At 44.2% G+C, this 22,551-nt stretch carries 25 protein-coding genes; 13 read left to right on the forward strand and 12 right to left on the reverse strand.

The window, feature by feature from the left end; all coding sequences use genetic code 11:
* Nucleotides 1-4: 4 nt before the first annotated feature.
* From CWO13_RS11835 to rpsB, 5 genes are all read right to left on the reverse strand, one after another.
* Entirely contained in the window at nucleotides 5-757 is a 753-nt protein-coding gene (locus tag CWO13_RS11835) for an isoprenyl transferase (RefSeq protein ID WP_017063364.1), read from the reverse strand.
* 98 nt (nucleotides 758-855) lie between these two features.
* A complete protein-coding gene (gene frr / locus CWO13_RS11845; RefSeq protein ID WP_017060741.1) occupies nucleotides 856-1,413 on the reverse strand; it encodes a ribosome recycling factor in 558 nt (185 codons plus the stop codon).
* 98 nt (nucleotides 1,414-1,511) lie between these two features.
* Entirely contained in the window at nucleotides 1,512-2,243 is a 732-nt protein-coding gene (gene pyrH, locus CWO13_RS11850) for a UMP kinase (RefSeq protein ID WP_017630771.1), read from the reverse strand.
* 150 nt (nucleotides 2,244-2,393) lie between these two features.
* The gene (gene tsf, locus CWO13_RS11855) at nucleotides 2,394-3,239 is read right to left on the reverse strand and encodes a translation elongation factor Ts (protein ID WP_048606678.1); all 846 of its coding nucleotides are present in this window, start codon (nucleotides 3,237-3,239) and stop codon (nucleotides 2,394-2,396) included.
* A gap of 138 nt (nucleotides 3,240-3,377) precedes the next feature.
* Nucleotides 3,378-4,109 carry a 30S ribosomal protein S2 gene (gene rpsB / locus CWO13_RS11860; protein WP_009847420.1) on the reverse strand — a complete coding sequence of 244 codons (732 nt, stop codon included), beginning with the start codon at nucleotides 4,107-4,109 and terminating at the stop codon, nucleotides 3,378-3,380.
* Nucleotides 4,110-4,566: 457 nt separating this feature from the next.
* Between rpsB and map the strand changes: the two genes are divergently transcribed.
* From map to CWO13_RS11875, 3 genes are all read left to right on the forward strand, one after another.
* A complete protein-coding gene (gene map, locus CWO13_RS11865; protein ID WP_048661217.1) occupies nucleotides 4,567-5,445 on the forward strand; it encodes a type I methionyl aminopeptidase in 879 nt (292 codons plus the stop codon).
* A 141-nt stretch (nucleotides 5,446-5,586) separates the two neighbouring features.
* A complete protein-coding gene (glnD, locus tag CWO13_RS11870; RefSeq protein ID WP_048661216.1) occupies nucleotides 5,587-8,208 on the forward strand; it encodes a bifunctional uridylyltransferase/uridylyl-removing protein GlnD in 2,622 nt (873 codons plus the stop codon).
* Nucleotides 8,209-8,389: 181 nt separating this feature from the next.
* Complete coding sequence (locus CWO13_RS11875) at nucleotides 8,390-8,773, forward strand: DUF3461 family protein (RefSeq protein ID WP_004734354.1); 384 nt, start codon at nucleotides 8,390-8,392, stop codon at nucleotides 8,771-8,773.
* 145 nt (nucleotides 8,774-8,918) lie between these two features.
* Here CWO13_RS11875 and truC read toward each other — a convergent pair whose 3' ends face one another.
* Complete coding sequence (gene truC / locus CWO13_RS11880; RefSeq protein ID WP_055319550.1) at nucleotides 8,919-9,668, reverse strand: tRNA pseudouridine(65) synthase TruC; 750 nt, start codon at nucleotides 9,666-9,668, stop codon at nucleotides 8,919-8,921.
* Entirely contained in the window at nucleotides 9,668-9,982 is a 315-nt protein-coding gene (locus CWO13_RS11885) for a YqcC family protein (RefSeq protein WP_048661214.1), read from the reverse strand. Before CWO13_RS11885 ends, truC begins: the two co-directional genes overlap by 1 nt.
* Nucleotides 9,983-10,069: 87 nt before the next feature.
* On the opposite strand from CWO13_RS11885, the gene CWO13_RS11890 reads away from it, so the two are divergent.
* On the forward strand, nucleotides 10,070-11,110 hold the full coding sequence (locus CWO13_RS11890; RefSeq protein WP_048661213.1) for a DUF3549 family protein: 1,041 nt from the start codon (nucleotides 10,070-10,072) through the stop codon (nucleotides 11,108-11,110).
* A gap of 87 nt (nucleotides 11,111-11,197) precedes the next feature.
* Entirely contained in the window at nucleotides 11,198-11,506 is a 309-nt protein-coding gene (locus tag CWO13_RS11895) for a DUF3301 domain-containing protein (protein ID WP_048664575.1), read from the forward strand.
* Here CWO13_RS11895 and CWO13_RS11900 read toward each other — a convergent pair.
* Nucleotides 11,472-11,990 carry a GNAT family N-acetyltransferase gene (locus CWO13_RS11900; RefSeq protein ID WP_048664574.1) on the reverse strand — a complete coding sequence of 173 codons (519 nt, stop codon included), beginning with the start codon at nucleotides 11,988-11,990 and terminating at the stop codon, nucleotides 11,472-11,474. The genes CWO13_RS11895 and CWO13_RS11900 overlap by 35 nt on opposite strands.
* A 785-nt stretch (nucleotides 11,991-12,775) precedes the next feature.
* On the opposite strand from CWO13_RS11900, the gene CWO13_RS11905 reads away from it, so the two are divergent.
* Both CWO13_RS11905 and CWO13_RS11910 read left to right on the forward strand, forming a co-directional pair.
* Entirely contained in the window at nucleotides 12,776-13,060 is a 285-nt protein-coding gene (locus CWO13_RS11905) for a hypothetical protein (protein WP_055319552.1), read from the forward strand.
* A 57-nt stretch (nucleotides 13,061-13,117) separates the two neighbouring features.
* Nucleotides 13,118-13,561 carry a YaiI/YqxD family protein gene (locus CWO13_RS11910; protein WP_009847429.1) on the forward strand — a complete coding sequence of 148 codons (444 nt, stop codon included), beginning with the start codon at nucleotides 13,118-13,120 and terminating at the stop codon, nucleotides 13,559-13,561.
* Nucleotides 13,562-13,673: 112 nt separating this feature from the next.
* Here the strand turns inward: CWO13_RS11910 and CWO13_RS11915 are convergent, their stop codons facing one another.
* From CWO13_RS11915 to CWO13_RS11925, 3 genes are all read right to left on the reverse strand, one after another.
* Nucleotides 13,674-15,260, reverse strand: coding sequence for an AbgT family transporter (locus tag CWO13_RS11915; RefSeq protein ID WP_048661211.1), 1,587 nt, complete (start codon nucleotides 15,258-15,260; stop codon nucleotides 13,674-13,676).
* A gap of 388 nt (nucleotides 15,261-15,648) precedes the next feature.
* On the reverse strand, nucleotides 15,649-15,774 hold the full coding sequence (gene ykgO / locus CWO13_RS11920) for a type B 50S ribosomal protein L36 (protein ID WP_004734365.1): 126 nt from the start codon (nucleotides 15,772-15,774) through the stop codon (nucleotides 15,649-15,651).
* Nucleotides 15,775-16,035 carry a type B 50S ribosomal protein L31 gene (locus CWO13_RS11925; RefSeq protein ID WP_048661210.1) on the reverse strand — a complete coding sequence of 87 codons (261 nt, stop codon included), beginning with the start codon at nucleotides 16,033-16,035 and terminating at the stop codon, nucleotides 15,775-15,777.
* Between the two features lie 123 nt (nucleotides 16,036-16,158).
* Between CWO13_RS11925 and tsaA the strand changes: the two genes are divergently transcribed.
* The 6 genes from tsaA to CWO13_RS11955 all read left to right on the forward strand — a co-directional run bounded on the left by tsaA (nucleotide 16,159) and on the right by CWO13_RS11955 (nucleotide 20,671).
* The gene (gene tsaA, locus CWO13_RS11930) at nucleotides 16,159-16,854 is read left to right on the forward strand and encodes a tRNA (N6-threonylcarbamoyladenosine(37)-N6)-methyltransferase TrmO (RefSeq protein WP_102432056.1); all 696 of its coding nucleotides are present in this window, start codon (nucleotides 16,159-16,161) and stop codon (nucleotides 16,852-16,854) included.
* Nucleotides 16,855-16,955: 101 nt separating this feature from the next.
* Nucleotides 16,956-18,671 carry a proline--tRNA ligase gene (locus tag CWO13_RS11935; protein WP_108083015.1) on the forward strand — a complete coding sequence of 572 codons (1,716 nt, stop codon included), beginning with the start codon at nucleotides 16,956-16,958 and terminating at the stop codon, nucleotides 18,669-18,671.
* Between the two features lie 190 nt (nucleotides 18,672-18,861).
* Entirely contained in the window at nucleotides 18,862-19,551 is a 690-nt protein-coding gene (locus CWO13_RS11940) for a tellurite resistance TerB family protein (RefSeq protein WP_102432057.1), read from the forward strand.
* Between the two features lie 164 nt (nucleotides 19,552-19,715).
* Nucleotides 19,716-19,919 carry a YaeP family protein gene (locus CWO13_RS11945; RefSeq protein ID WP_008222923.1) on the forward strand — a complete coding sequence of 68 codons (204 nt, stop codon included), beginning with the start codon at nucleotides 19,716-19,718 and terminating at the stop codon, nucleotides 19,917-19,919.
* Between the two features lies 1 nt (nucleotide 19,920).
* Nucleotides 19,921-20,112, forward strand: coding sequence for a DUF4250 domain-containing protein (locus CWO13_RS11950; RefSeq protein ID WP_010436438.1), 192 nt, complete (start codon nucleotides 19,921-19,923; stop codon nucleotides 20,110-20,112).
* A gap of 232 nt (nucleotides 20,113-20,344) precedes the next feature.
* On the forward strand, nucleotides 20,345-20,671 hold the full coding sequence (locus CWO13_RS11955; RefSeq protein ID WP_017063350.1) for a hypothetical protein: 327 nt from the start codon (nucleotides 20,345-20,347) through the stop codon (nucleotides 20,669-20,671).
* 334 nt (nucleotides 20,672-21,005) lie between these two features.
* On the opposite strand, the gene glyA is transcribed toward CWO13_RS11955, so the two are convergent.
* Nucleotides 21,006-22,256 carry a serine hydroxymethyltransferase gene (glyA, locus tag CWO13_RS11960; RefSeq protein ID WP_102432631.1) on the reverse strand — a complete coding sequence of 417 codons (1,251 nt, stop codon included), beginning with the start codon at nucleotides 22,254-22,256 and terminating at the stop codon, nucleotides 21,006-21,008.
* Nucleotides 22,257-22,551 lie beyond the last annotated feature (295 nt).

Raw genomic sequence — 22,551 nt, forward strand, 5'->3', positions numbered from 1 at the left:
CTTATTAACTGTCCATCAGAGCTTTAATTTGCTCACCAGTGCATCCAAAACGACGTTCACGGTTCACAAACCAAGTCACAGCTTCTACTAAGCTGTCTTCATTAAAGTCTGGCCAGAATTGTTCAGTGAAATACATTTCGGCGTAAGCCAACTGCCAAAGCATAAAATTACTAATGCGGCATTCACCACTGGTACGGATAAGTAGATCGACTTCAGGAATATCTGCCATCGTCAGGTGCTGTGTAATCATAGCTTCATCAATGTCATCTACATTAATATCACCAGACTTTACCTGTTGAGCAATAGAGGTCATTGCTTGCTGAATATCCCACTTACCGCCGTAGTTAGCCGCAATATTAATAACCATACCGGTATTGGTGCTAGTCAAAGCTTCCGCTTCTTCTATCTTCTTTTGTAGTCGATCATTGAAACGACTTTTATCACCAATAACACGAAGTTGTAGATTATTTTTATGAAGCTTTTTTACTTCACTCGACAGCACTGAAATAAACAGTTCCATCAAAATACCGACTTCTTCTTCAGGACGACGCCAGTTCTCGCTACTAAACGCAAAAAGAGTAACGGCTTTAATGCCAAGTCTGGCTGCAGAAGAGATAGTTTTACGAACGGCTTGAACACCGTTTTTATGGCCAAAGACGCGAGGCTTGCCCTGAGCTTTTGCCCAGCGACCATTACCATCCATAATGATAGCAATGTGTTTAGGAAGAGAGTCTGTGAACGCTTGAGAATTATGCATAAAAGAGTGAATCAAATTCTAATAGTCGAACAGAGTAGCATAAAAAAACGCTGCACCGTGAGTACAGCGTTTTTCCGGAAAGAAAAGAATATGGAAAATTAAACTTCCATCAACTCTTTTTCTTTAACAGCTAGAACTTCATCTACGTTCTTAACCGCAGCGTCAGTTAGCTTTTGAATTTCGTCTTGTGCTTTACGATCTTCATCTTCAGAGATTTCTTTATCTTTAAGAAGTGCTTTTAGATCGCCATTCGCGTCACGACGGATGTTACGGATAGCAACACGGCCACCTTCAGCTTCGCCACGAACGATTTTAACTAGGTCTTTACGACGCTCTTCCGTTAGCGGAGGAAGTGGAACACGGATAACTGTGCCAGCAGACATAGGGTTTAGGCCTAGGTCAGATGTCAGAATTGCTTTTTCAACTAGAGGAGTCAGTGTTTTATCAAACACTGTAATAGCTAGTGTACGTGCATCTTCAGCGATAACGTTAGCTACTTGAGTCAAAGGCGTTGGAGCACCGTAGTACTCAACAGTAAGACCAGAAAGTAGGCTTGGGTGCGCACGACCTGTACGAATCTTTTGCAGGCTGTTTTTTAGTGCATCAACACTTTTTACCATGCGCTCTTGAGCGTCTTTTTTGATTTCGTTAATCACAATTTCACCTTGATTATGTTCTTTCTTCAAGAAAGCTTTTTATTTGGAGTGATAAGGATAAGCTTACCAAGGTATAACACCTCAGTAAGCCCGAAAAATTAGTCAGCGTCGCTGATTAATGTACCTTCAGTTTCACCCATAACCACGCGACGTAGTGCGCCTGGTTTATTCATGTTAAATACACGGATTGGCATTTTGTGATCACGTGCTAGCGTAAATGCAGCCAAGTCCATTACTTTAAGTTCTTTATCAAGAACCGTGTTGTAAGACAACGTATCATACAACTCTGCGTCTGGGTTTGCTACAGGGTCAGAAGTAAATACACCATCTACTTTTGTCGCTTTTAGAACTACGTCAGCTTCGATTTCGATACCACGTAGACATGCAGCAGAATCTGTAGTGAAGAATGGGTTACCAGTACCAGCAGAGAAGATCACAACGCGACCTTGACGCAGTTGGCTGATTGCATCTGCCCAGTTGTAGTCGTCACACACACCTTTAAGAGGGATAGCTGACATTACACGAGCGTTTACGTAAGCACGGTGTAGAGCATCACGCATCGCAAGGCCGTTCATTACCGTTGCAAGCATACCCATGTGGTCACCAACAACGCGGTTCATACCAGCTTCTGCAAGGCCAGCGCCACGGAACAGGTTACCGCCACCGATAACAACGCCCACTTGAACACCTAGTTCAACCAATTCTTTTACTTCTTGAGCCATACGATCAAGGATCGTCGGGTCAATACCAAAACCTTCTTCGCCTTGTAATGCTTCACCGCTAAGTTTTAACAGAATACGTTGATACGCTGGTTTAGGGTTCGTAGTCATGGAGTTTACCTTCCAAAGAGTTGATGATTAACAGTCATGGATAAAAACTGATTAGCTCAGTTTGCATTCATAACAGCTAAAAAATAATTCACTATTCATAAAAAGACCGCAGCATTTGCCACGGTCTCTTTTCAAACAATACGCTAAGGATTAACCTTTTTGTACCGCTGCAACTTCGTCAGCAAAGCTCATTTCAGCTGCTTTCTCGATGCCTTCACCAACTTCTAGACGTACGAAGTTAGATACTGAAGCGCCTTTCTCTTTAAGGATAGCGCCAACAGTTTGCTTAGGCTCCATGATGAAAGCTTGACCAGTTAGAGAGATTTCGCCCGTGAATTTCTTCATACGGCCAACAACCATTTTCTCTGCGATTTCAGCTGGTTTGCCTTCGTTCATAGCGATTTCAACTTGAACTGCTTTTTCTTTCTCAACTACGTCTGCAGGTACGTCTTCTGGGTTTAGGAACTCAGGACGTGATGCAGCAACGTGCATTGCAACGTGCTTAAGAGTTTCAGCTTCGCCTTCACCAGCAACAACAACACCGATTTTCTCGCCGTGACGGTAAGAAGCTAGTGCAACACCTTCAACGAATTGTACGCGACGGATGTTGATGTTTTCACCGATTTTAGTTACTAGTGCGATACGCGCTTCTTCAAATTTAGCTTGAAGATCAGCGATTTCTAGACGTTCTGCTAGAGCAACTTCAGCAACTTCGTTAGCGAATGCAAGGAAACCTGCATCTTTAGCTACGAAATCAGTTTGGCAGTTAACTTCAAGAAGAGCAGCTGCGCCGTTTGCTTCTTTGATGATGATTGCGCCTTCAGCAGCAACGTTACCAGCTTTCTTAGCTGCTTTTGCTGCGCCAGATTTACGCATGTTTTCAATTGCTAGCTCGATGTCGCCTTCAGCAGCAACAAGCGCTTTTTTACATTCCATCATGCCCGCAGCTGTGCGTTCACGAAGTTCTTTAACTAGAGCTGCAGTTACAGTTGCCATTCTCTATTCCTCAGTAAATTCTAAAAAAGATAAAAAACAGGGGCCTAATTAATTGGCCCCTGATATTGACTGTATTCAGTCCGTTAAGCCACCGATTATGACCGCTTAATATGAACTAAATATGGCTCAGAGCCGCTATTATTCAGCTTCTACAAAACCGTCTTTTTCAGCAGCTACAGCAGCAACATCTTTGTTGCGACCTTCTTTAACCGCGTCTGCAGCAGCGTTTAGGTAAAGCTGTACTGCACGGATTGCATCATCGTTACCTGGGATAACGAAGTCAACGCCGTCTGGGTTAGAGTTAGTATCAACTACAGCGTAAACTGGGATACCTAGGTTGTTTGCTTCTTTAACTGCGATGTGTTCGTGATCAGCATCGATTACGAATAGAGCGTCTGGAAGGCCGCCCATGTTCTTGATACCACCAAGAGATTTCTCTAGCTTCTCCATTTCGCGAGTACGCATTAGAGCTTCTTTCTTAGTAAGCTTGTCGAAAGTACCGTCTTGAGCTTGCGCTTCAAGTTCTTTCAGACGCTTGATAGACTGACGAACAGTTTTGTAGTTCGTTAGCATACCGCCTAACCAGCGGTTGTTAACGTAGAACTGGTTGCTGTTGATAGCAGCTTCTTTAACAGCTTCAGATGCAGCGCGCTTAGTACCAACAAAAAGAACTTTACCTTTCTTCTCGCCAACTTTAGCGATTTCAGCTAGAGCGTCGTTGAACATTGGTACAGTTTTTTCTAGGTTGATGATATGTACTTTGTTACGAGCACCAAAGATGAATGGCTTCATTTTTGGGTTCCAGTAACGAGTTTGGTGACCGAAGTGAACACCAGCTTTAAGCATATCGCGCATTGATACAGTTGCCATTTTAAAATCCTCTATGGGGTTAGGCCTCCACATCCCCCATGAATCCGACCCCTAACAACTAACCACTTTTCAGCCGTTATCTGTGTTGTTGAGGCACCCCGGAACATGTGTCGGAATGTGTGTGATTTAAAGAAATAAGTTAGTGGACACAAAGCTTGTTTCGCCTATTGGAGAAAACACTCCTGATGTCCGGCGCGCTTTATACCATATTTTGTCTATCTATGGCTAGAAAAAAATCTAAAAATGGCGACTGCTATACTGATCCCTATCGGCGAAATTTACCTATAAATAGTGTCGCTATTCATTCACTTCTATCTCAATAGACCGGACGTAAACCACTCAGGTTGAGTAGTATCCACCAGCATTGTATGGATATGGGAATGTTGCGCTAAAATGCTGCACTGATAGAATAGCCCCAATATGCACACTTAGGTGCTACCAAATTAAGAGATATGCAATGGCTGTAAAAATTAAAACTGCTGAAGAAATTGAAAAAATGCGCGTCGCCGGCAAGCTGGCGTCGGAGATTCTAGAGATGATTGAACCTCACATCCAAGTAGGTACAACGACAGAAGAGCTAAACCAAATCTGTCATGAGTACGCTACGGAAAGAGGCGCATACTCAGCACCACTTGATTATCACGGTTTCCCTAAGTCAATCTGTACCTCTATCAACCACATTGTGTGCCACGGTATTCCAGCATCACAAGATGAGACTGGCAGCACAGGTCAATTCAAACCTGCGGTACTAAAAGATGGTGACATTCTTAACGTTGATATCACAGTAATCATCCCTGATGACGAAAACGCAGACTTAAGCGTTCGTCCACAAGGCTACCACGGTGACACATCTAAGATGTTTCTTGTGGGTGAAGTTTCACCAGCAAACAAGCGTCTATGCATGGTTGCTCAAGAAGCACTTTACGAAGGCATGCGCCAAGTGAAACCTGGTGTTCAACTTGGCCAAATCGGCACCGCTATCGAGAAGTACATCAAAACAAACAACAAGAATAACCCACGCGCTAAGTTCTCTATTGTCAAAGATTACTGTGGTCACGGTATTGGTTCTGAGTTCCACGAAGATCCACAAGTGGTTCACTACAAGAACAGCGACCGTACAGTGCTAAAAGCAGGCATGTGTTTCACTATCGAGCCAATGATCAACGCGGGTAAGTTTGGCTGCCGTCTTGATGACCAAGATAGCTGGACAGTGTACACAGCAGACAGCAAAAACTCGGCGCAGTGGGAACACACACTGGTAGTGACAGATACAGGTTGTGAAGTACTAACACTACGCAGCGACGATACGATTCCACGTATCATGAAAAACGCTTAGTTCATCAAACTGAACACATCAGCCTTTTAAAAATATCCTCGCCTTGTCGAGGATATTTTTTTATCCACTCAATTTCGACTTTCCACCAGCTTCTGTTAAATTGTTTACTATTCTCATTTGCTTGCACGGATAGCAGACCATATGCCTTATCAATGCCCTCTTACGTTCAATGACGAACAAATTGAAATCTGCGAATTAAAAAATCAGCTCGAGATCTTCACGCAGTATCAAAAAAATGAATTCCTGAATCATCATCCAGTTACCGACTTAGTGTTGCTACGCTCCGAATACATGGATTTACTTCTCAATCGTTTATGGGAGCATTTCGGATTCAATAAGCTGCCTCATATTTCACTCGTCGCTGTAGGCGGTTATGGCCGTGGTGAACTCCACCCCTTGTCCGACATTGATATCCTTATCGTCTCGCAAAAAACATTGCCACCAGCACTTGGCGAAAAAGTCAGCCAGTTCATCACCCTACTCTGGGATTTGAGACTCGAAGTTGGTCACGCGGTACGTACCATTGCCGAATGTCTTGATATCGGTATTGATGATTTAACCGTTGCTACCAACCTGCAAGAGTCTCGATTGCTGTGTGGTAGTGAAGACACTTTTCAAGAACTAAAGCTGAAAATTCATTCCGATTCATTTTGGCCAAGTGAAACCTTCTACAAGGCTAAGATTCAAGAACAAAGAGAACGTCATGCTCGCTACCACGACACCACTTACAATCTAGAGCCGGACATTAAATCGACTCCAGGTGGACTCAGAGACATCCATACCCTGAGCTGGGTAGCGCGTCGCCACTTCGGTGCGACCTCTTTGTTAGAGATGAGCAAGTACGGTTTTCTAACCGATGCTGAGTATCGTGAGTTAGTTGAGTGCCAAGATTTCTTATGGCGTGTTCGTTTTGCACTGCACATAGAGCTGCGCCGTTACGACAACCGCCTCACCTTTGCCCACCAAGCTCAAGTCGCTGAACATTTGGGTTATACTGGCGAAGGTAACCGTGGCGTTGAGATGATGATGAAAGAGTTCTACCGAACACTTCGTCGCGTTGCCGAGCTCAACAAAATGCTGCTTAAATTGTTCGATCAAGCAATCATCAATGGTGGCCAGACTCAAGACGCTGAGATTCTCGACAACGACTTCCAGCGCCGTGGCTCACTGATCGAAGCGCGCAAGCCAGCTCTATTCCAAGCTAGACCAGAAACGATTCTCGATATGTTTATCCATATCGCTAATGACTCGACTATCGAAGGGGTAAGCCCACCAACATTGCGACAACTGCGAACGGCACGTCGCCGATTAAACCGCTTCCTGCATACTATTCCTGAAGCTCGTGACAAGTTCATGGATCTAGTTCGCCACCCAAATGCACTACACAAAGCCTTTAGCTTAATGCATAAGCTAGGCGTGCTCTCAGCGTACTTACCACAGTGGAGCCAGATCGTTGGCCAGATGCAGTTTGACCTATTCCACGTATACACTGTGGATGAGCACAGTATTCGCCTGCTCAAGCACATTAACCGTTTTGGCCAAATTGAGAACCACGACAAGCACCCTATCTGTTGTGAAGTTTACCCACGCGTACAGAAGAAAGAGCTGCTGATTCTGGCGGCTATCTTCCACGACATCGGCAAAGGCCGCGGTGGAGACCACTCAGAGATTGGTGCTGTTGAAGCATACTCTTTCTGTATTGAACACGGGTTATCAAAACCTGAAGCCAAGCAAGTCGCGTGGTTGGTACAGAATCACCTGTTGATGTCTGTAACCGCTCAACGCCGTGACATCTACGACCCAGATGTAATCACTGAATTCGCAAAGAAGGTCCGTGATGAAGAATCACTAGAGCTACTGGTTTGTTTAACCGTTGCCGATATCTGTGCAACTAACCCAGAGCTATGGAACAGCTGGAAGCGAACGCTGTTAGCGGAGCTATTCCACTCTACTCAGCGAGCACTACGCCGCGGATTAGAAAACCCTGTCGATGTCAGAGATCGTATTCGTCATAACCAACAAATGGCGTCAGCTTTGCTGCGTAAAGAGGGATTCACCGCTCGTGAAATTGAAGTGTTATGGCAACGCTTCAAAGCCGACTACTTCTTACGCCACACACACAAACAAATCGCTTGGCACTGTGAGCACCTACTTCGCCTAGAAGACCCAAGCCAACCACTCGTACTGATCAGCAAAAAAGCGACACGTGGTGGTACAGAAGTATTCGTTTACTGTAGAGACCAAGCGGCACTGTTTGCGACCGTGGTTGCAGAGCTCGACAGGCGCAACTTTAACGTTCATGACGCGCAGGTCATGGTCAGCAAAGATGGCCATGTTTTAGATACCTTTATCGTACTAGACCAACATGGTGAAGCGATCGATGAAGCAAGACACAAAGCCGTTGCCAAGCATCTGACTCATGTACTGGCTGATGGTCGTCCAACTAAGATCAAGACACGTCGCACACCTCGTAACTTACAGCACTTCAAGGTGAAGACTCTGGTTGAATTCCTACCAACCAAGAGCAAAAAACGCACCTTAATGGAGTTGAGAGCTCTAGACACACCAGGGTTGTTGGCTCAAGTCGGTGCTACCTTTGCGGAGCTAGGTATCAACTTGCACGGTGCGAAAATCACCACCATAGGTGAGCGAGCTGAGGATTTGTTTATTCTGACCAGTGAAGCAGGAGGAAGGCTTTCTGAAGAGCAAGAACAAGCGCTAAGAGAAAGGCTAACCGAGCATGTTTCGGAACTCGCTCCTTAGAAGTCGAATTAAGTCTGAGGGCAGCTTTAATAGCCAAATAAGTGTGGGTAAAGATAGAGAGCGATCTTGCCCACAACTTACAATCAATTCACAGATATCAACTATCTAGCTCGTCGTTAGGCTGCTACATTGATCAAGTCAATTACATAAAAGTATTACATTCATAACCTAGAGGTCGCTTATGTATCCAAACCTCACTGGCTTAGGTATCCACGAACCTAAACAGATTGAACGTTATTCCCTTCGCCAAGAAGCTCATAAAGATATCCTGAAAATTTACTTTCGTAAGCAGAAAGGTGAACTGTTCGCAAAAAGCGTTAAGTTTAAATACCCACGACAAGTGAAAAGTGTGCTTGTTAGCGGTGGCAATAATCAATACAAAGAAGTGACCGAGATTAACCGCAACCTCACTCTTGTAATTGATGAACTCAACAAGATAACCAAACCGACGCCAACAGCTGAGGTGGATGTGAAGCAGAAGATCCTTACCGACTTACGCCATCTAGAGAAAGTGGTATCAAGTAAGATCGCTGAGATCGAAGCCGATCTAGAAAAGCTAAAATGATCCCACGATTAACGACGAACTAGTCAACAATAGTGATGCCGTTAAGGTTGTACAGATACAAAAAGGGCTGATATCACTATCAGCCCTTTGTTTTTATTATATTTTTCTTTTCACTTAGACTCGCGATTGCTTAAATACGCGTGACTTACTTCGACAAGCAAGTTTGAGCATCGATTAAGTTGGTATCCCACTCAAAGGTTTCAAACAACCTTAGCCAAGTTTCATCCAGGTTCGCCTTCATGACCAACTCTTCTTTAGTGAAAGGATGAATGAAGCGCAATTCAGAGGCATGTAGCAACAAACGGTGCGAGTCTAAATCATCACGAAACAGTCGGTTGTGTTTACCATCACCATGTGAGGTATCACCCACGATTGGGTGTCTTAGGTGAGCCATATGACGACGCAGCTGATGTTTACGGCCTGTTTTTGGCATCATCTCAACCAAGCAGTAGCGGCTCGTAGGGAAACGTCCCGTTGAATAGGGTACTTCGACTTTTGCTATCGGTTCATAAACCGTCACAGCCTCTTGCGCTTCTTTGTCTTCTTTCGCGAACTTATCTGCGATCTTATCCAGCTCAACCTTAAGTGCGTAATCTAGCGTATCGCCCTCTTCTATCCAACCACGAACAATTGCATGGTAAGTCTTTTGCATCTCATGGTTAGCGAACATTGGCATCACCTCAGAGGCGACCTCACTCGATAGCGCAAACACCAATACGCCAGACGTTGGGCGATCTAAGCGATGCAGAGGAAATACGTGCTGACCAATTTGATCACGCAGTGTTTGCATCACAAATTGCGTTTCGTGTTTATCCAACCATGAGCGATGCACCAGCATGCCAGCGGGCTTATTCACCGCGACAAAATACTCATCTTGATAAATGATCTCTAACATTACGCGCATACCTCATCAATGCTCTGAATCGTCACTAGCAGTTCAGCCTTGTCTGCCTCATTTTTCCAAACTTCACCAAAATAAGGATGGATAGCAAAGCCCTTCGGTAGGAGCATTTTCGCATCCATCATTGCGTTGATCTTAACGATAAAGATCCACTGCAACCACTCTTCCGGTTGTAACGAATCAATCGCGAAAGGTTCAACACTGGCCAGAGCTTCGTCCGAAGGTGGAACATCACTCCACAGCGAACATTGGCGCATTTGTTGTTCTAATTGTTGAAGTAAAGGAGGTAACTTTGTGGCAGCTGTCATTTTTCACCAAGTTATTTATCTAGTGACCTTGAAATTGGGGCATAGAGTACCATCTATTTAGGAAAGAAAGTTAGGAGCTTTATTACTATGGAAACGATTCACACGCTCACTCAGTTACTCAAGAATAGCGGTTGCCAATACGATATCTACGACCTAGGTCGTCGCATTCAGAAGATCGACAACACCTTATTCTCTGATGTTGAGCAAGGGAAACAGCCGTACCCATTTCCACTTCAGAAACAAGCTCACTTAGCCATTAGTTACTGGAACGAACACAAGCAGCCTTGGATTTGGTTTCTAAAGTTCAAGCTGGACGAAAGGGGCCTGTTGCATCAAGGCGATGTAGGTAACTTCCTTAAGTTTGTCATAGAAGCAATGGGCACACGTCTAAACGGCGAGATCAGCGAAGAGCAACAACAAAAGCTGTCTAACAACCCATACACGTTTAAGCCTTCAGAGGACAAGATGGCCGTGTTCCATAGCCAAGTAAGATCAGGTTTAGATCTGGCGACTAGCCAATACTACGAACACGCTCAACACTACTTCACTGGTGATCTAGGCTGGGATAACTGGAAAACTGTTGGTCTTCAAGGTATCACCGATATGTGTGCTCGCCTAGGCAGCCAACAAAACGGTGTCGCGATTCGTAAAGCATTGAACAAACTACCATCAGAACCTCTATACGCAACACTAGGGGCGCTTGAGCACACGCAAATCAATGACAAGCTGGCTCAACGCTTACAAGAGATGGCCGAAAATGAGATCAATAGCCAAGAACCGGATCTGTTCTTGCTGTCTGCGTTGGTTCGTGCCCTTTCTGGTGCAGAACCAAGCACAACGAATGCCGTAATTAACCAAGTTCTGGCGAGCCCACGCTTAAGTCACCAAGAAGTGTTAATTGGTTTGGCTGGTCGAAGCTGGCACGCACTGCAAGATCCTGCGATTGCTGAGCAATTCTTGCTGCGCCTCGCACAAACAGGTAACCAAAACTTGTTCAATCAGTTATTTGCAGATTTAGTGATGATTCCAACTCTGAGAATGGTATTTTTACCGCTACTGAACTCAAATCCATCACCAGAACTTGCAAACGCACTGGTCGAACTGCAACAAGCGGCTAAAGCTAATTAAGTTCACAGAGAGACTCACTCTGTAGTTCATCAAAATGCGCAACTATCACAATTGGAATGAAGAGATAAAAAAGGAAGTATGGATTAAATGATAGATAACTTATTGGCTATTTTGTTTCTGTGCTTCTTTTGCTTTTTATTTTGGCAGCAGCGCAGGCAATCAGAGCTTGCGAAGGCTGCCATTGCGAGAAAGTGTAAAGAGCTGGACTTACAATTGTTGAGTGTCGCTTTTAGTGGTCATAAGCTTAAGATGCGCCATGAGTTAACCACGATTTGGCGCTGGCATACTGTGTACCAATTTGAATTTTCAGCGTTAGGTGATGACCTATACCAAGGTAAACTGATCATGGTCGGTTTCCGCTCTATGCGGTTTGAGCTACAGCCTCATAGAATGTAACGTCGCAATACTCGGTATAACGATATTCATGATAAGGGCCAAACTGATCTTGTTTGGTCTCTTTAAATGCAAAGCCTAATTTTTCTAATAGCTTAATGGATGGGTTGTGTCCGACATTCACAGTCGCAACAACATTCGTTAAACGCTCTTCAAAGCGCACCAAACTAAAGAAAGGTTTTAGTACCTCACTAGCAATACCTTGATTCCAGTATTCTTTATCCAAAATAAAGCCAAGTTCATGCTTACCCTTTTCCGATGAAACAAAGACATGTCCAAGATATTCACGGGTTTGGTTGTGGATGATCGCGCGGCAGAAGCCAACGTTATCTTGCAGTATTTCTTGAAAAAGGTGCTTCGCAGAGGCGACAGAGTGAGGTCCATTCATTTCGGCACGATTAATGGGGCAGCAATTTAACTTGATAAAGTCGAGTTCTAGCTGTTCAGTATAAGGTACCAACAGCGTTCTTGAGGTTGCTATCGTCATAAAACACTCCTTGTGTTGACCATTAGCAGAAAAGCAGATGTTGCGCTCTTAAATGAAGAAGCTCTTAGATAAAGACGCTCTAGATTTAAAAGAGTCTCCTAGATAGAGAAAAGCCTCAGGAAAAGAAAAGCCCCGACACCGAAGTGTCAGGGCTAGGGTCTTACTCGCAGCAGTCCGGCTACTAATTAATGCTCCATGCATCATCCATAATAGTGGCTGTAATCCTTCAGCTCTTTCCTTTACTTCGCCGTCCTAGCGGTGTCCAATCATCCTGAAAGCTAACAATCCTAGTTAGCGCACATCACTTGTTCCGTGAGCGGTGTCCTTTACATCGTCCTGATGCTAATCCAACCCTTTAATCCTAAAGGTGTCCATTGTCATTCCGTTGCAGCTAACTTCCTGTTAACTGACTGTATCCCTACAATGTCCTTACGCTCCATGCTTGATCACTCAATCCTAAGTAACCAAATCTTCATCCTGAAGATAACCAAATCCTTGGTGCTTTCCTGTTCCGTGTCAGAATCCTTCCGACAAGGTTTAATTTACGCGATTTAGGGTTTCGGACAATAGATTTGCATCACACTTTGAATTCATCCGAGTTGTTAATTATATAAAACAATTAAAATTCAACAAGTTAACTATATGCATATCAATCTCTCTAGACAACTATTCGTGTTATCTCACAGCCTTTGTAAGAGATCTCTCACACGCCATGGGATGTTTTATGATTCGCTATCATCCAGCGGAGCGAGTAAAATGATTGAAGACTAAAAATGGAGGTCAACATGCTGACAAAAGATGTTTCTGAAGAGTTGAAATCAGTGCTTGAAGGACTGCAAGCACAAGGTAAAGAGCCGACCGTTGCATTAGTGAAAGCTCGTATGAGTACATCGGTTCCAATGCCTGCTTTAATCACAACCATCAAGAGCTGGAAAAGTGCGAATCGCGTTCCTAAAGTTGAAGTCGCGACACAAGAAGAGCCGGCACTAGACCGTGTTGGCCAACTGGAAAAGCAAATCCTTGAACTTACCGCTCGCGTTGCCACGCTTGAAGCCAAATTAACTGAGTAATAAGTTAACCGAGCAATAAGTTGACAGATAAATAAGCGAATAGAGAAATAGAACACTATGAAGATATGGGTTGATGCGGACGCTTGTCCAAAGGTTATCCGAGAAACAATCGTACGCGCAGCTGAGCGCACAGGGGTTGAATGTACCTTTGTGGCAAACCATCTGGTTCCCGTTCCTAAACGCAATAACATTCACTCGATTCAAGTACCAAGCGGATTTGATATTGCTGATGATGAAATCGTAAAGCGCACTGAACCTGGCGATCTTGTGATTACATCCGATATCCCTCTGGCTGACGAAGTGATCACCAAAGGTGGCCAAGCTCTCAGCTCTCGTGGTGAGCTTTACACCAAAGAGACCATCAAAGCACGTCTGAACATTCGTGACTTTATGGATACCATGCGCTCAAGTGGCATCCAAACGGGTGGCCCAAGTGCCCTATCACAGACCGATCGCCGTGAGTTCGCCAACCACCTCGATCGCCTGCTAGCAAAACGCTAACAATCTAATTCTAGATTAACTTAGTTCTATCTCTTCATGACAAGAACAAAAAAACCTGCAATCAATGCAGGTTTTTTATTGTCGATTAAAAGGGGGCTCCCCTACTCGACCACTAAGGCGTGTAGTAAGTTGCAGCGCCCGGACCTACTGGTAGGCCAAATACGAATACCCAAACGTAGAACATTAAGCTCCAACCAACCAAGAATACGATTGAGTATGGAAGCATAGTTGCAATCAGAGTACCGATACCTAAGTTCTTCATGTAACGCGTCGCTACAGCAAGGATAAGACCGAAGTAGCTCATCATTGGAGTAATGATGTTCGTTGTTGAGTCACCGATACGGTAAGCCGCTTGAATCGTTTCTGGTGCGTAGCCTACTAGCATTAGCATTGGAACGAAGATAGGTGCTGTAACGGCCCACTGAGCAGAAGCCGAACCGATCATCAGGTTAATGAAGCCACACATTAGGATGAATGCGAAAAACAACATTGGACCCGTTAGGCCGATATCCTGTAGGAACGTAGCACCTGCAACTGCGAATACTTGACCGAAGTTAGTCCACTTGAAGAAAGCAACAAACTGAGCAGCAAAGAACACAAGTACTATGTACATACCCATTGAAGACATAGATTTAGACATTGCATCGATTACATCACGGTCGGTTTTCATTGTGCCGGTAACTTTACCGTAAACGAAACCAGGAACTGCGAAGAATACGAAGATGAACGCTACGATACTTTTCAGGAATGGAGAACCTGAAACCGTACCTGCGGCTGAACGTAGAACGCCGTCAGCTGGAACAATCGTCCAAGCAAGAAGTGCAGATACCGCTAGCACTGCGATACCCGCAAGCTTAAGGCCTTTCTTCTCAACGTCTGTTAGTTTACCCATCGAATCATTTGATAGGTCTTCAGACGCTTCTTCATCGTTGTATTTACCCAGTTTTGGCTCAACAATCTTCTCAGTTACAAATGCACCTGTAATCGCAATGAAGAAAGTCGAAACAAACATGAAGTACCAGTTTGATTCAGGACCGACGCTGTAAGTCGGGTCGATCATTTGTGCTGCTGTTTCTGTAATACCAGAAAGCAGTGGATCAACCGTACCGATTAGAAGGTTTGCAGAGTAACCACCAGATACACCAGCAAATGCTGCCGCTAGACCCGCTAATGGGTGGCGACCCAAAGAGTGGAAAAGCATTGCTGCAAGAGGGATAAGTACTACGTAACCAAGCTCTGAAGCCGTGTTAGAGATAATACCGGCAAAAACTACGGTTACCGTAACCATACGCTTAGATGCGCCCATTACCATGCCACGCATCGCCGCAGATAATAGACCTGAGTGTTCAGCAATCGCTACACCTAGCATTGCAACAAGCACGGTACCTAATGGCGCAAAGCCAACAAAGTTTTTAACTAGATTAGTAACAATGAGCTGTAAGCCTTCAGCGTTAAGTAAGCTTACAACGTAGATCATGCCGTCAGCAGCACGACCTGGAGCACCTTCTGGGCGAGGGTCCATAACAGACACTTCAAAATATCCAGCGATACCTGAAGTAACTAGAATAGCGACGCAGAAGATTGCGAAAAGAGTGATTGGGTGGGGTAATAGGTTCCCCAAATATTCAACACCATCGAGAAAACGGGTAAAAATAGGTTTCTTTGGCGAGTTGTTTTTTATTGAAGCTGATGAACTCATCAGTTCCCTCCTTGTAGTGATTCCTATGCAATTGTGACAAAAATGTTCAAATTGCCAGCGAAGGGTACGCGACAAAATTATCAATTAGAAATTCAAAATGTTACAAAATGTGTAACAAGCGACGATATTTAACTCTATTTGAACAATTAATTAGCAAATAAATCCACATTAAATACAAAATCTAGATTTATAATTCACAACTACGCATTCACTACAAATATACCTAACGATATAACCTATTGATTCACTTAAAAATAAAACACATCGTACGCTAAATAAACACTCTATCTTTAATCACGTTCCTCTTGAGGGAAAAGAAAAGCAGGCAAATGAATGAAGTTTGACTTTCCCCTCGTTTTTTACACACGTGTCACATCAAATTGACGGCTTATTTCTGAACCGCTTTGAATCTCGGATTAGTTTTACAGATAACATAGTGTCGGCCTCTGCGTTTTACTATCTGACAATCCGGGTGACGGCTCTTTGCACTTTTCAGTGATTTCACGACTTTCATTTATTTCGCTCCCTTACCTAATTGACCAAAACGACGAGTGAAGTTCGCAACACGTCCCTCTTTATGTAGCACTCTCTGTTTACCGGTATAGAAAGGGTGCGACTTTGACGACACCTCAATCGTGAAGTAAGGATAAATATTACCGTCTTCCCATTCGATAGTACGGTCTGTTTTTAGCGTTGAGCCGATTAAGAAGTACTCATCGACACTGGTGTCATGAAAGACCACGGGACGGTAATCTGGATGGATATTCGGTTTCATTGTATTTCCCTCAATAACTAATTTGATATGTTATAACATTTCAAATGATAATTATTATCAAAGGAAAAACAAGCAATTTTATGATATTTTTCCGTCTTAATCGTAATCAGAGAACACCCAACTATGTACACCATTGAACCTGTTGGCTTTATTGACTCTCCTTATAAAGAGAAGTTCGCTGTGCCAAGGCAGCCTAGGTTGGTACCCACATCCACCTCAAGAGTCAGGTTAGTTGATGCAGCAAACTGCCTTGAGTCTGTTCGTGGTATTGAGCAATTTAGCCATGTTTGGTTACTATTTCTGTTCGACAAGAACCTTGAAGCAGGCTGGAAACCAACCGTGAGGCCACCTCGCCTTGGCGGGAATGAACGTATTGGTGTATTCGCGTCTCGTGCCACATTCAGACCGAATGGAATTGGCATGTCTGCGGTTGAACTAAAAGGTGTGTCTCAAGAGAAAGGACAAACTTGGTTGGATCTCGGCAGCGTCGACTTAGTAGATGGCACACCGATCATCGACATCAAGCCTTATATCCCCTACTCAGATTCGATTCCGGACGCATTGGGAGGGTTTGCTGCCGATGAACCAGAAGTGCTCGAAGTTAACTTTTCGCAGCAAGCGCAAAGTAAGCTAGCCAGTCATCCACAAGCGCGCCATATCGTTCAGGTGATCAAAGAAGTATTAGGCCAAGATCCTCGTCCTGCCTATAAGAAAGGTAAACCTGACAACAAGGAATATGCGGTAAATTTGTTCGATCTTAACGTGAAATTCGTAGTTGAAACACTTTTCATCAATGTAACTGACATTGAACGCTTTTGAGATCCCAAATAGGCTGATATTATATGCGGCTATATCAGATTTGCTGTGGTCACGAACGACAGCAAGTTTTCTTTTGTCAATGATGAAACGGATACCATAGAATGCGTACCAGTAACTACCTTCTTTCTACTCTGAAAGAGACTCCAAACGACGCAGAAGTTATCAGCCACCAGCTGATGCTACGTGCAGGTATGATCCGTAAGCTAGCTTCAGGTTTATATACTTGGCTACCTACTGGTCTACGTGTACTGCGTAAAGTCGAAAATATCGTTCGCCAAGAGATCGATAATGCAGGTGCCGTTGAAATCTTGATGCCCGTAGTTCAACCGTTTGAGCTTTGGGAAGAGACTGGCCGTTCTGAAAAGATGGGTCCTGAGCTACTTCGTTTCACAGACCGTCACTCTCGTCCGTTTGTTCTTAGCCCAACAGCTGAAGAAGTAGTGACGAGCCTAGTACGTAACGAGATCAGCTCTTACAAACAGCTACCTTTAAACCTGTACCAAATCCAGACTAAATTCCGTGATGAGCGCCGCCCTCGTTTTGGCGTAATGCGTGCACGTGAATTCTCTATGATGGATGCGTACAGCTTTGATATCGATAAAGAAGGCTTAGAAAAGTCTTACCAAGCGATGCACGATGCTTACTGTAAAGCATTCGACCGCATGGGCCTTGAGTACCGTCCAGTATTGGCAGACTCTGGCGCAATCGGCGGCAGCGGCTCTCAAGAGTTCCACGTTCTTGCTGAAAGCGGCGAAGACCTAATCGCATTCTCAACTGAGTCAGATTACGCAGCAAACATCGAAAAAGCAGAAGCACTTGCTCCTACTGAAGATGCTGCAGCACCAACTCAAGAGATGGAACTGGTTGATACACCAAACGCGAAAACTATCGCAGAATTGGTAGAGCAACACGGTCTAGCAATCGAGAAGACAGTTAAGACTCTATTCGTTAAAGCTTCTGATGAAGTAGAAGCAGATATTATTGCTCTGATCATCCGTGGTGACCACGAGCTTAACGAAGTGAAAGCAGAGAACCTTCCACAAGTTGCTGCTCCGCTAGAGATGGCTTCTGAAGAAGAAATCCGCGCACTTGTTGGTGCAGGTCCAGGTTCACTTGGCCCTGTTGGCCTAGAGCTACCATTCATCGTTGACCGCTCTGTTGCTGTAATGAGCGACTTTGGCGCTGGCGCAAACGTAGACGGTAAGCACTACTTCGGTATTAACTGGGGTCGTAATGTTGAGCTTGCTCAAATTGAAGATCTACGTAACGTAGTTGAAGGCGACCTAAGCCCATGTGGTCAAGGTACTATCCAACTTAAGCGTGGTATCGAAGTTGGTCACATCTTCCAGCTGGGTAATACTTACTCTAAAGCAATGAACTGTAACGTGCTTGGTCCTGACGGCAAGAGCGTAATCCTAGAAATGGGTTGTTACGGTATCGGTGTTTCACGTGTTGTTGCATCTGCTATCGAGCAAAATCACGATAAATTCGGTATCACTTGGCCAGACGCACTAGCGCCGTTCCAAGTTGCTATCGTACCAATGAACATGCACAAATCTGAGCGCGTTAAAGAAGCAGCTGAGAAGCTATACGCTGAATTAACAGCTATGGGTATCGAAGTTCTATTCGATGACCGTAAAGAGCGCCCAGGTGTTATGTTTAAAGATATCGAGCTAGTGGGTATTCCTCACACTATCGTTATCGGTGATCGCAGCATGGACGAAGGTAACTTCGAATACAAAAACCGTCGTACTGGTGATAAAGAAGCTATCGCAATGGACACGGTTATCGAGCACCTTAAAGCTCAACTAGCTTAGTAATCAGATTACTCACTAGATAAACATTGAAAGGCTACCATCAGGTGGCCTTTTTTATACCTATTTTTTCCCTTCAAACTCCCTTCTATTTATCAGTAGAGTAAATAACGTAAGTTAATCCCCTGTTCATCTTCAAATCCGTATATTGGTGTCATCAACTTTTTGGACATGCTCACCATTGGAGGTATCGATGGATATCAAAAGCTTACTGAACCAAGCACTTAAGTCAGATCTCGTTAAACAAGGCACTCAGAAACTTTCACAAGGGTCTTCAAGTTTAAGTGGCCTTTCTCAAGGCAACAATGGCAAGAGTAGCAGTAAAAGTACACTCGGAGCCTTCGGTGCAGGCGCTGTTGGTGGCGGGCTATTAGGTGCATTAATGGGTTCTAAGAAAACCAAGAAAATGGGTAAGAAAGCCGCAGGTATTGGTGGCGCAGCAGCTCTGGGCGCTCTCGCTTACAAGGTCTACAACGACTACCAATCTAAACAAGGCCAAACACCGAATGCCGAGCAAGCTAAATTTGATGAGAACGACTCAAACCATAGCGTACTGATTCTCAGATCAATGATTGCCGCATCCAAAGCCGATGGCCATGTCGATGAAGAAGAGATGGCTAAGATTGAACAAGCCGTCGAGAACATGGGTGCCGATTATCAACTGACTAAATTGGTCTCTGAAGAACTGCACAAACCACTCGACCCAAGCGAAATCGCTCAATTAGCAACGTCACCTCAACAGGCGAGTGAGATCTACTTAGCCTCTTTGATTGTGGCCGACGAACAGAACTTCATGGAAAAGGCGTACCTGAAAGAGCTCGCGAAACAGCTCAATCTTGCTGATGAAGTCACCTATCAACTTGAACAACAAGTCTCTGGCTAATCGTTAAATACCAAATGAATAGGTAAATAGTAACCTAAGCCGCGAACTAACTAAGTGAGATATTGAGCAAGAACAAACTAACTCTGAACTTGATCAGATCCACTTTGTTTTTGCTTATCTCTATGTGTATATTGAGATAAGTTATCATTTGGTTAGGTATAAAAATGAAAGTATACGATTGTTGTGATTTGGTTCGTGAACTGTATTCTCAAATTGGCAGTGGCGACCAAGGCTATATCCCTAAAGCGATCACCTGCGCGGTAAAAACATTGAATGACCTTGCTGCAGACGAATCTCTTCCTAAAGAAGCGCGTGAGCGTGCAGCCTTTGCCGCTGCAAACCTGCTGATCTCAGATTTCGAGGACTAATATGAACCTCGCTAATTTTGAAAAAATGGATCCTGTAATGTTGATGAGCATCGTCAACATGAAGCTACGTGACGACTTCGGTGGTGATTTGGATCGAGTGGTCAACTTCTACGAGATCGACAAAGCAGCATTGATCGCTAAACTTGCGTCTGCTGGTTTTGAGTTCCTTCCAGAAGCCAAACAGTTTCGATAGTCATTTAGAACACGCTTGATTTTGAAAGGCCAACCTCAGTGTTGGTCTTTTTTATTGGTGATACGTATTGGATAAACATGCAGTTAGCCAATTATAAATTGTCTGTCTACATCTATACTTTTATATCTTAGAGTCAACGAACGCTCCTTGAACCAAAGCGTGTTGTTGTATAGGCTACCTGAAATAACATATAAAACTCATCAATCAATCTGATGATAGCGAAGGATTAACAATGAAAAGACTCGGACTTTTGGCAGTTTTCGCAGCAACACTGACTGCAGGTTGCGCTTCAAATACACAGCAAGACAACTTTCGTGAAGCCTCTTTTGAGCTGTGTAACACCGAAGTCGATATTTACTCAGTAAGCCATGATGAAAGAGTGCGTATTGTCTGCTCTGATGGCTCTAAATTCGCTCTGAAAAGCGAAGACACACTAGAAGTGATGCGTGACATCAATATCGACTACTGTGACGGCGAAGGCTTAGGAAAATTCAACGAGAGCCGCCATTATTACTCATTCAAGTGTAAGTCTGGCACCCTGCTTAGCATCAGAAAGTAGAACCAACATAAGAAAACCACAAAGGGTTGATGTGCAGACATCAGCCCTTTTTAGTACCGCCTTTCTGCATTCTCAGATAACCCAACTCCATACCGACAGATACCAAAAAGGCCCCTAGCAAGGAGCCCTTCAAATCGTACTTTCAATCAAATAGCTTAAGTTCAAGGAACAGGCGCGGAGTTTTCAGCACCTTTCCCTAAAACAAAAGAGACTCAATGAGCCCCTTTAAAAGTATTTTTCAAAGTAGTCGTTTGAAATTCTAGGAGAGCACGCGGAGCTTACGGATGTAAGTGAGCATGCTCGACAACGAAGTTCAAATTACTACGAAGAAAAATTAAGCGTAAACCGGTAGACGCTTACAGATATTTAGTACTTTTGCTTTAGTCGCTTCGATAACAGACTCATCGCCCATGTTATCTAGGATGTCACAGATCCAACCTGCTAGCTCTTTCGCGTCTGCTTCTGAGAAACCGCGACGAGTGATAGAAGGAGAACCGATACGGATACCTGAAGTAACGAACGGGCTACGTGGATCATTTGGTACTGAGTTCTTGTTTACTGTGATGTTTGCTGCACCTAGTGCTGCGTCTGCTTCTTTACCTGTGATGTCTTTGTTGATTAGGTCAACTAGGAACAGGTGGTTCTCTGTAGAACCTGAAACGATGTTGTAACCACGCTCAAGGAATTCAGCAACCATTGCTTTTGCGTTAGCAACTACACGTGCTTGGTATTCTTTGAACTCTGGCTCTAGAGCTTCTTTGAACGCTACTGCTTTACCAGCGATAACGTGCATTAGAGGGCCACCTTGACCGCCTGGGAATACTGCTGAGTTCAGCTTCTTGTAAAGGTCTTCGCCTTCGTTAGAAAGGATTAGACCGCCACGTGGGCCTGCTAGCGTTTTGTGCGTTGTTGTTGTAACAACGTGCGCGTGTGGAACTGGGTTCGGGTAAACACCTGCCGCGATTAGACCCGCTACGTGAGCCATATCTACGAATAGGTAAGCACCTACTTTGTCAGCGATTTCACGCATGCGCTTCCAATCACAGATTTGAGAGTAAGCAGAGAAACCACCGATGATCATCTTAGGTTTGTTCTCGATAGCCAGCTTTTCCATCTCTTCGTAATCGATTTGGCCTGCTTCGTCGATACCGTAAGGGATGATGTTGTAAAGCTTACCAGAGAAGTTTACTGGAGAACCGTGAGTTAGGTGACCACCGTGCGCTAGGCTCATACCTAGAACTGTGTCGCCTGCGTTCAGTAGCGCCATGTATACAGCGTTGTTTGCTTGAGAACCTGAGTGAGGCTGTACGTTCGCGTACTCGGCACCAAACAGCTCACATGCACGTTCAATTGCTAGAGTTTCAACTTTGTCTACGTACTCACAACCACCGTAGTAACGCTTGCCTGGGTAGCCTTCAGCGTATTTGTTTGTTAGCTGAGAACCTTGAGCTTCCATTACACGTGGGCTTGTGTAGTTTTCTGAAGCGATAAGTTCGATGTGCTCTTCCTGACGAAGAGTTTCTTCTTGGATAGCTGCGAATAGATCCGCATCGTAATCAGCAATGTTCATGTCACGCTTAAGCATCTGTATCTCCTGACTCAGATTGTACTGAAAGTTTCAAAAAAACCACACAACGACCGAAAGCAAACGTTTCCGTCACCGTTTTGATGTGACGCATTCTACATAATTTGATCTAGGTCATAAAGAGCTAATTGCAATTTTATCATGCAGTTTTTTCATAATCACAAATAAGATTCATCATGGTTATTGGGCTTATCCAACCAAAGATGTTCCTTACTGTCAATTTTACGATTTACACCCTGTAAAACGCAGATTACATAGGTTTACCTTAATTTTGCCCCTCTAGCTACCGAAAGCT

The organism is Vibrio sp. ZF 223 (assembly GCF_003050585.1).
GTDB classification, from domain to species: Bacteria; Pseudomonadota; Gammaproteobacteria; order Enterobacterales; family Vibrionaceae; genus Vibrio; species Vibrio crassostreae.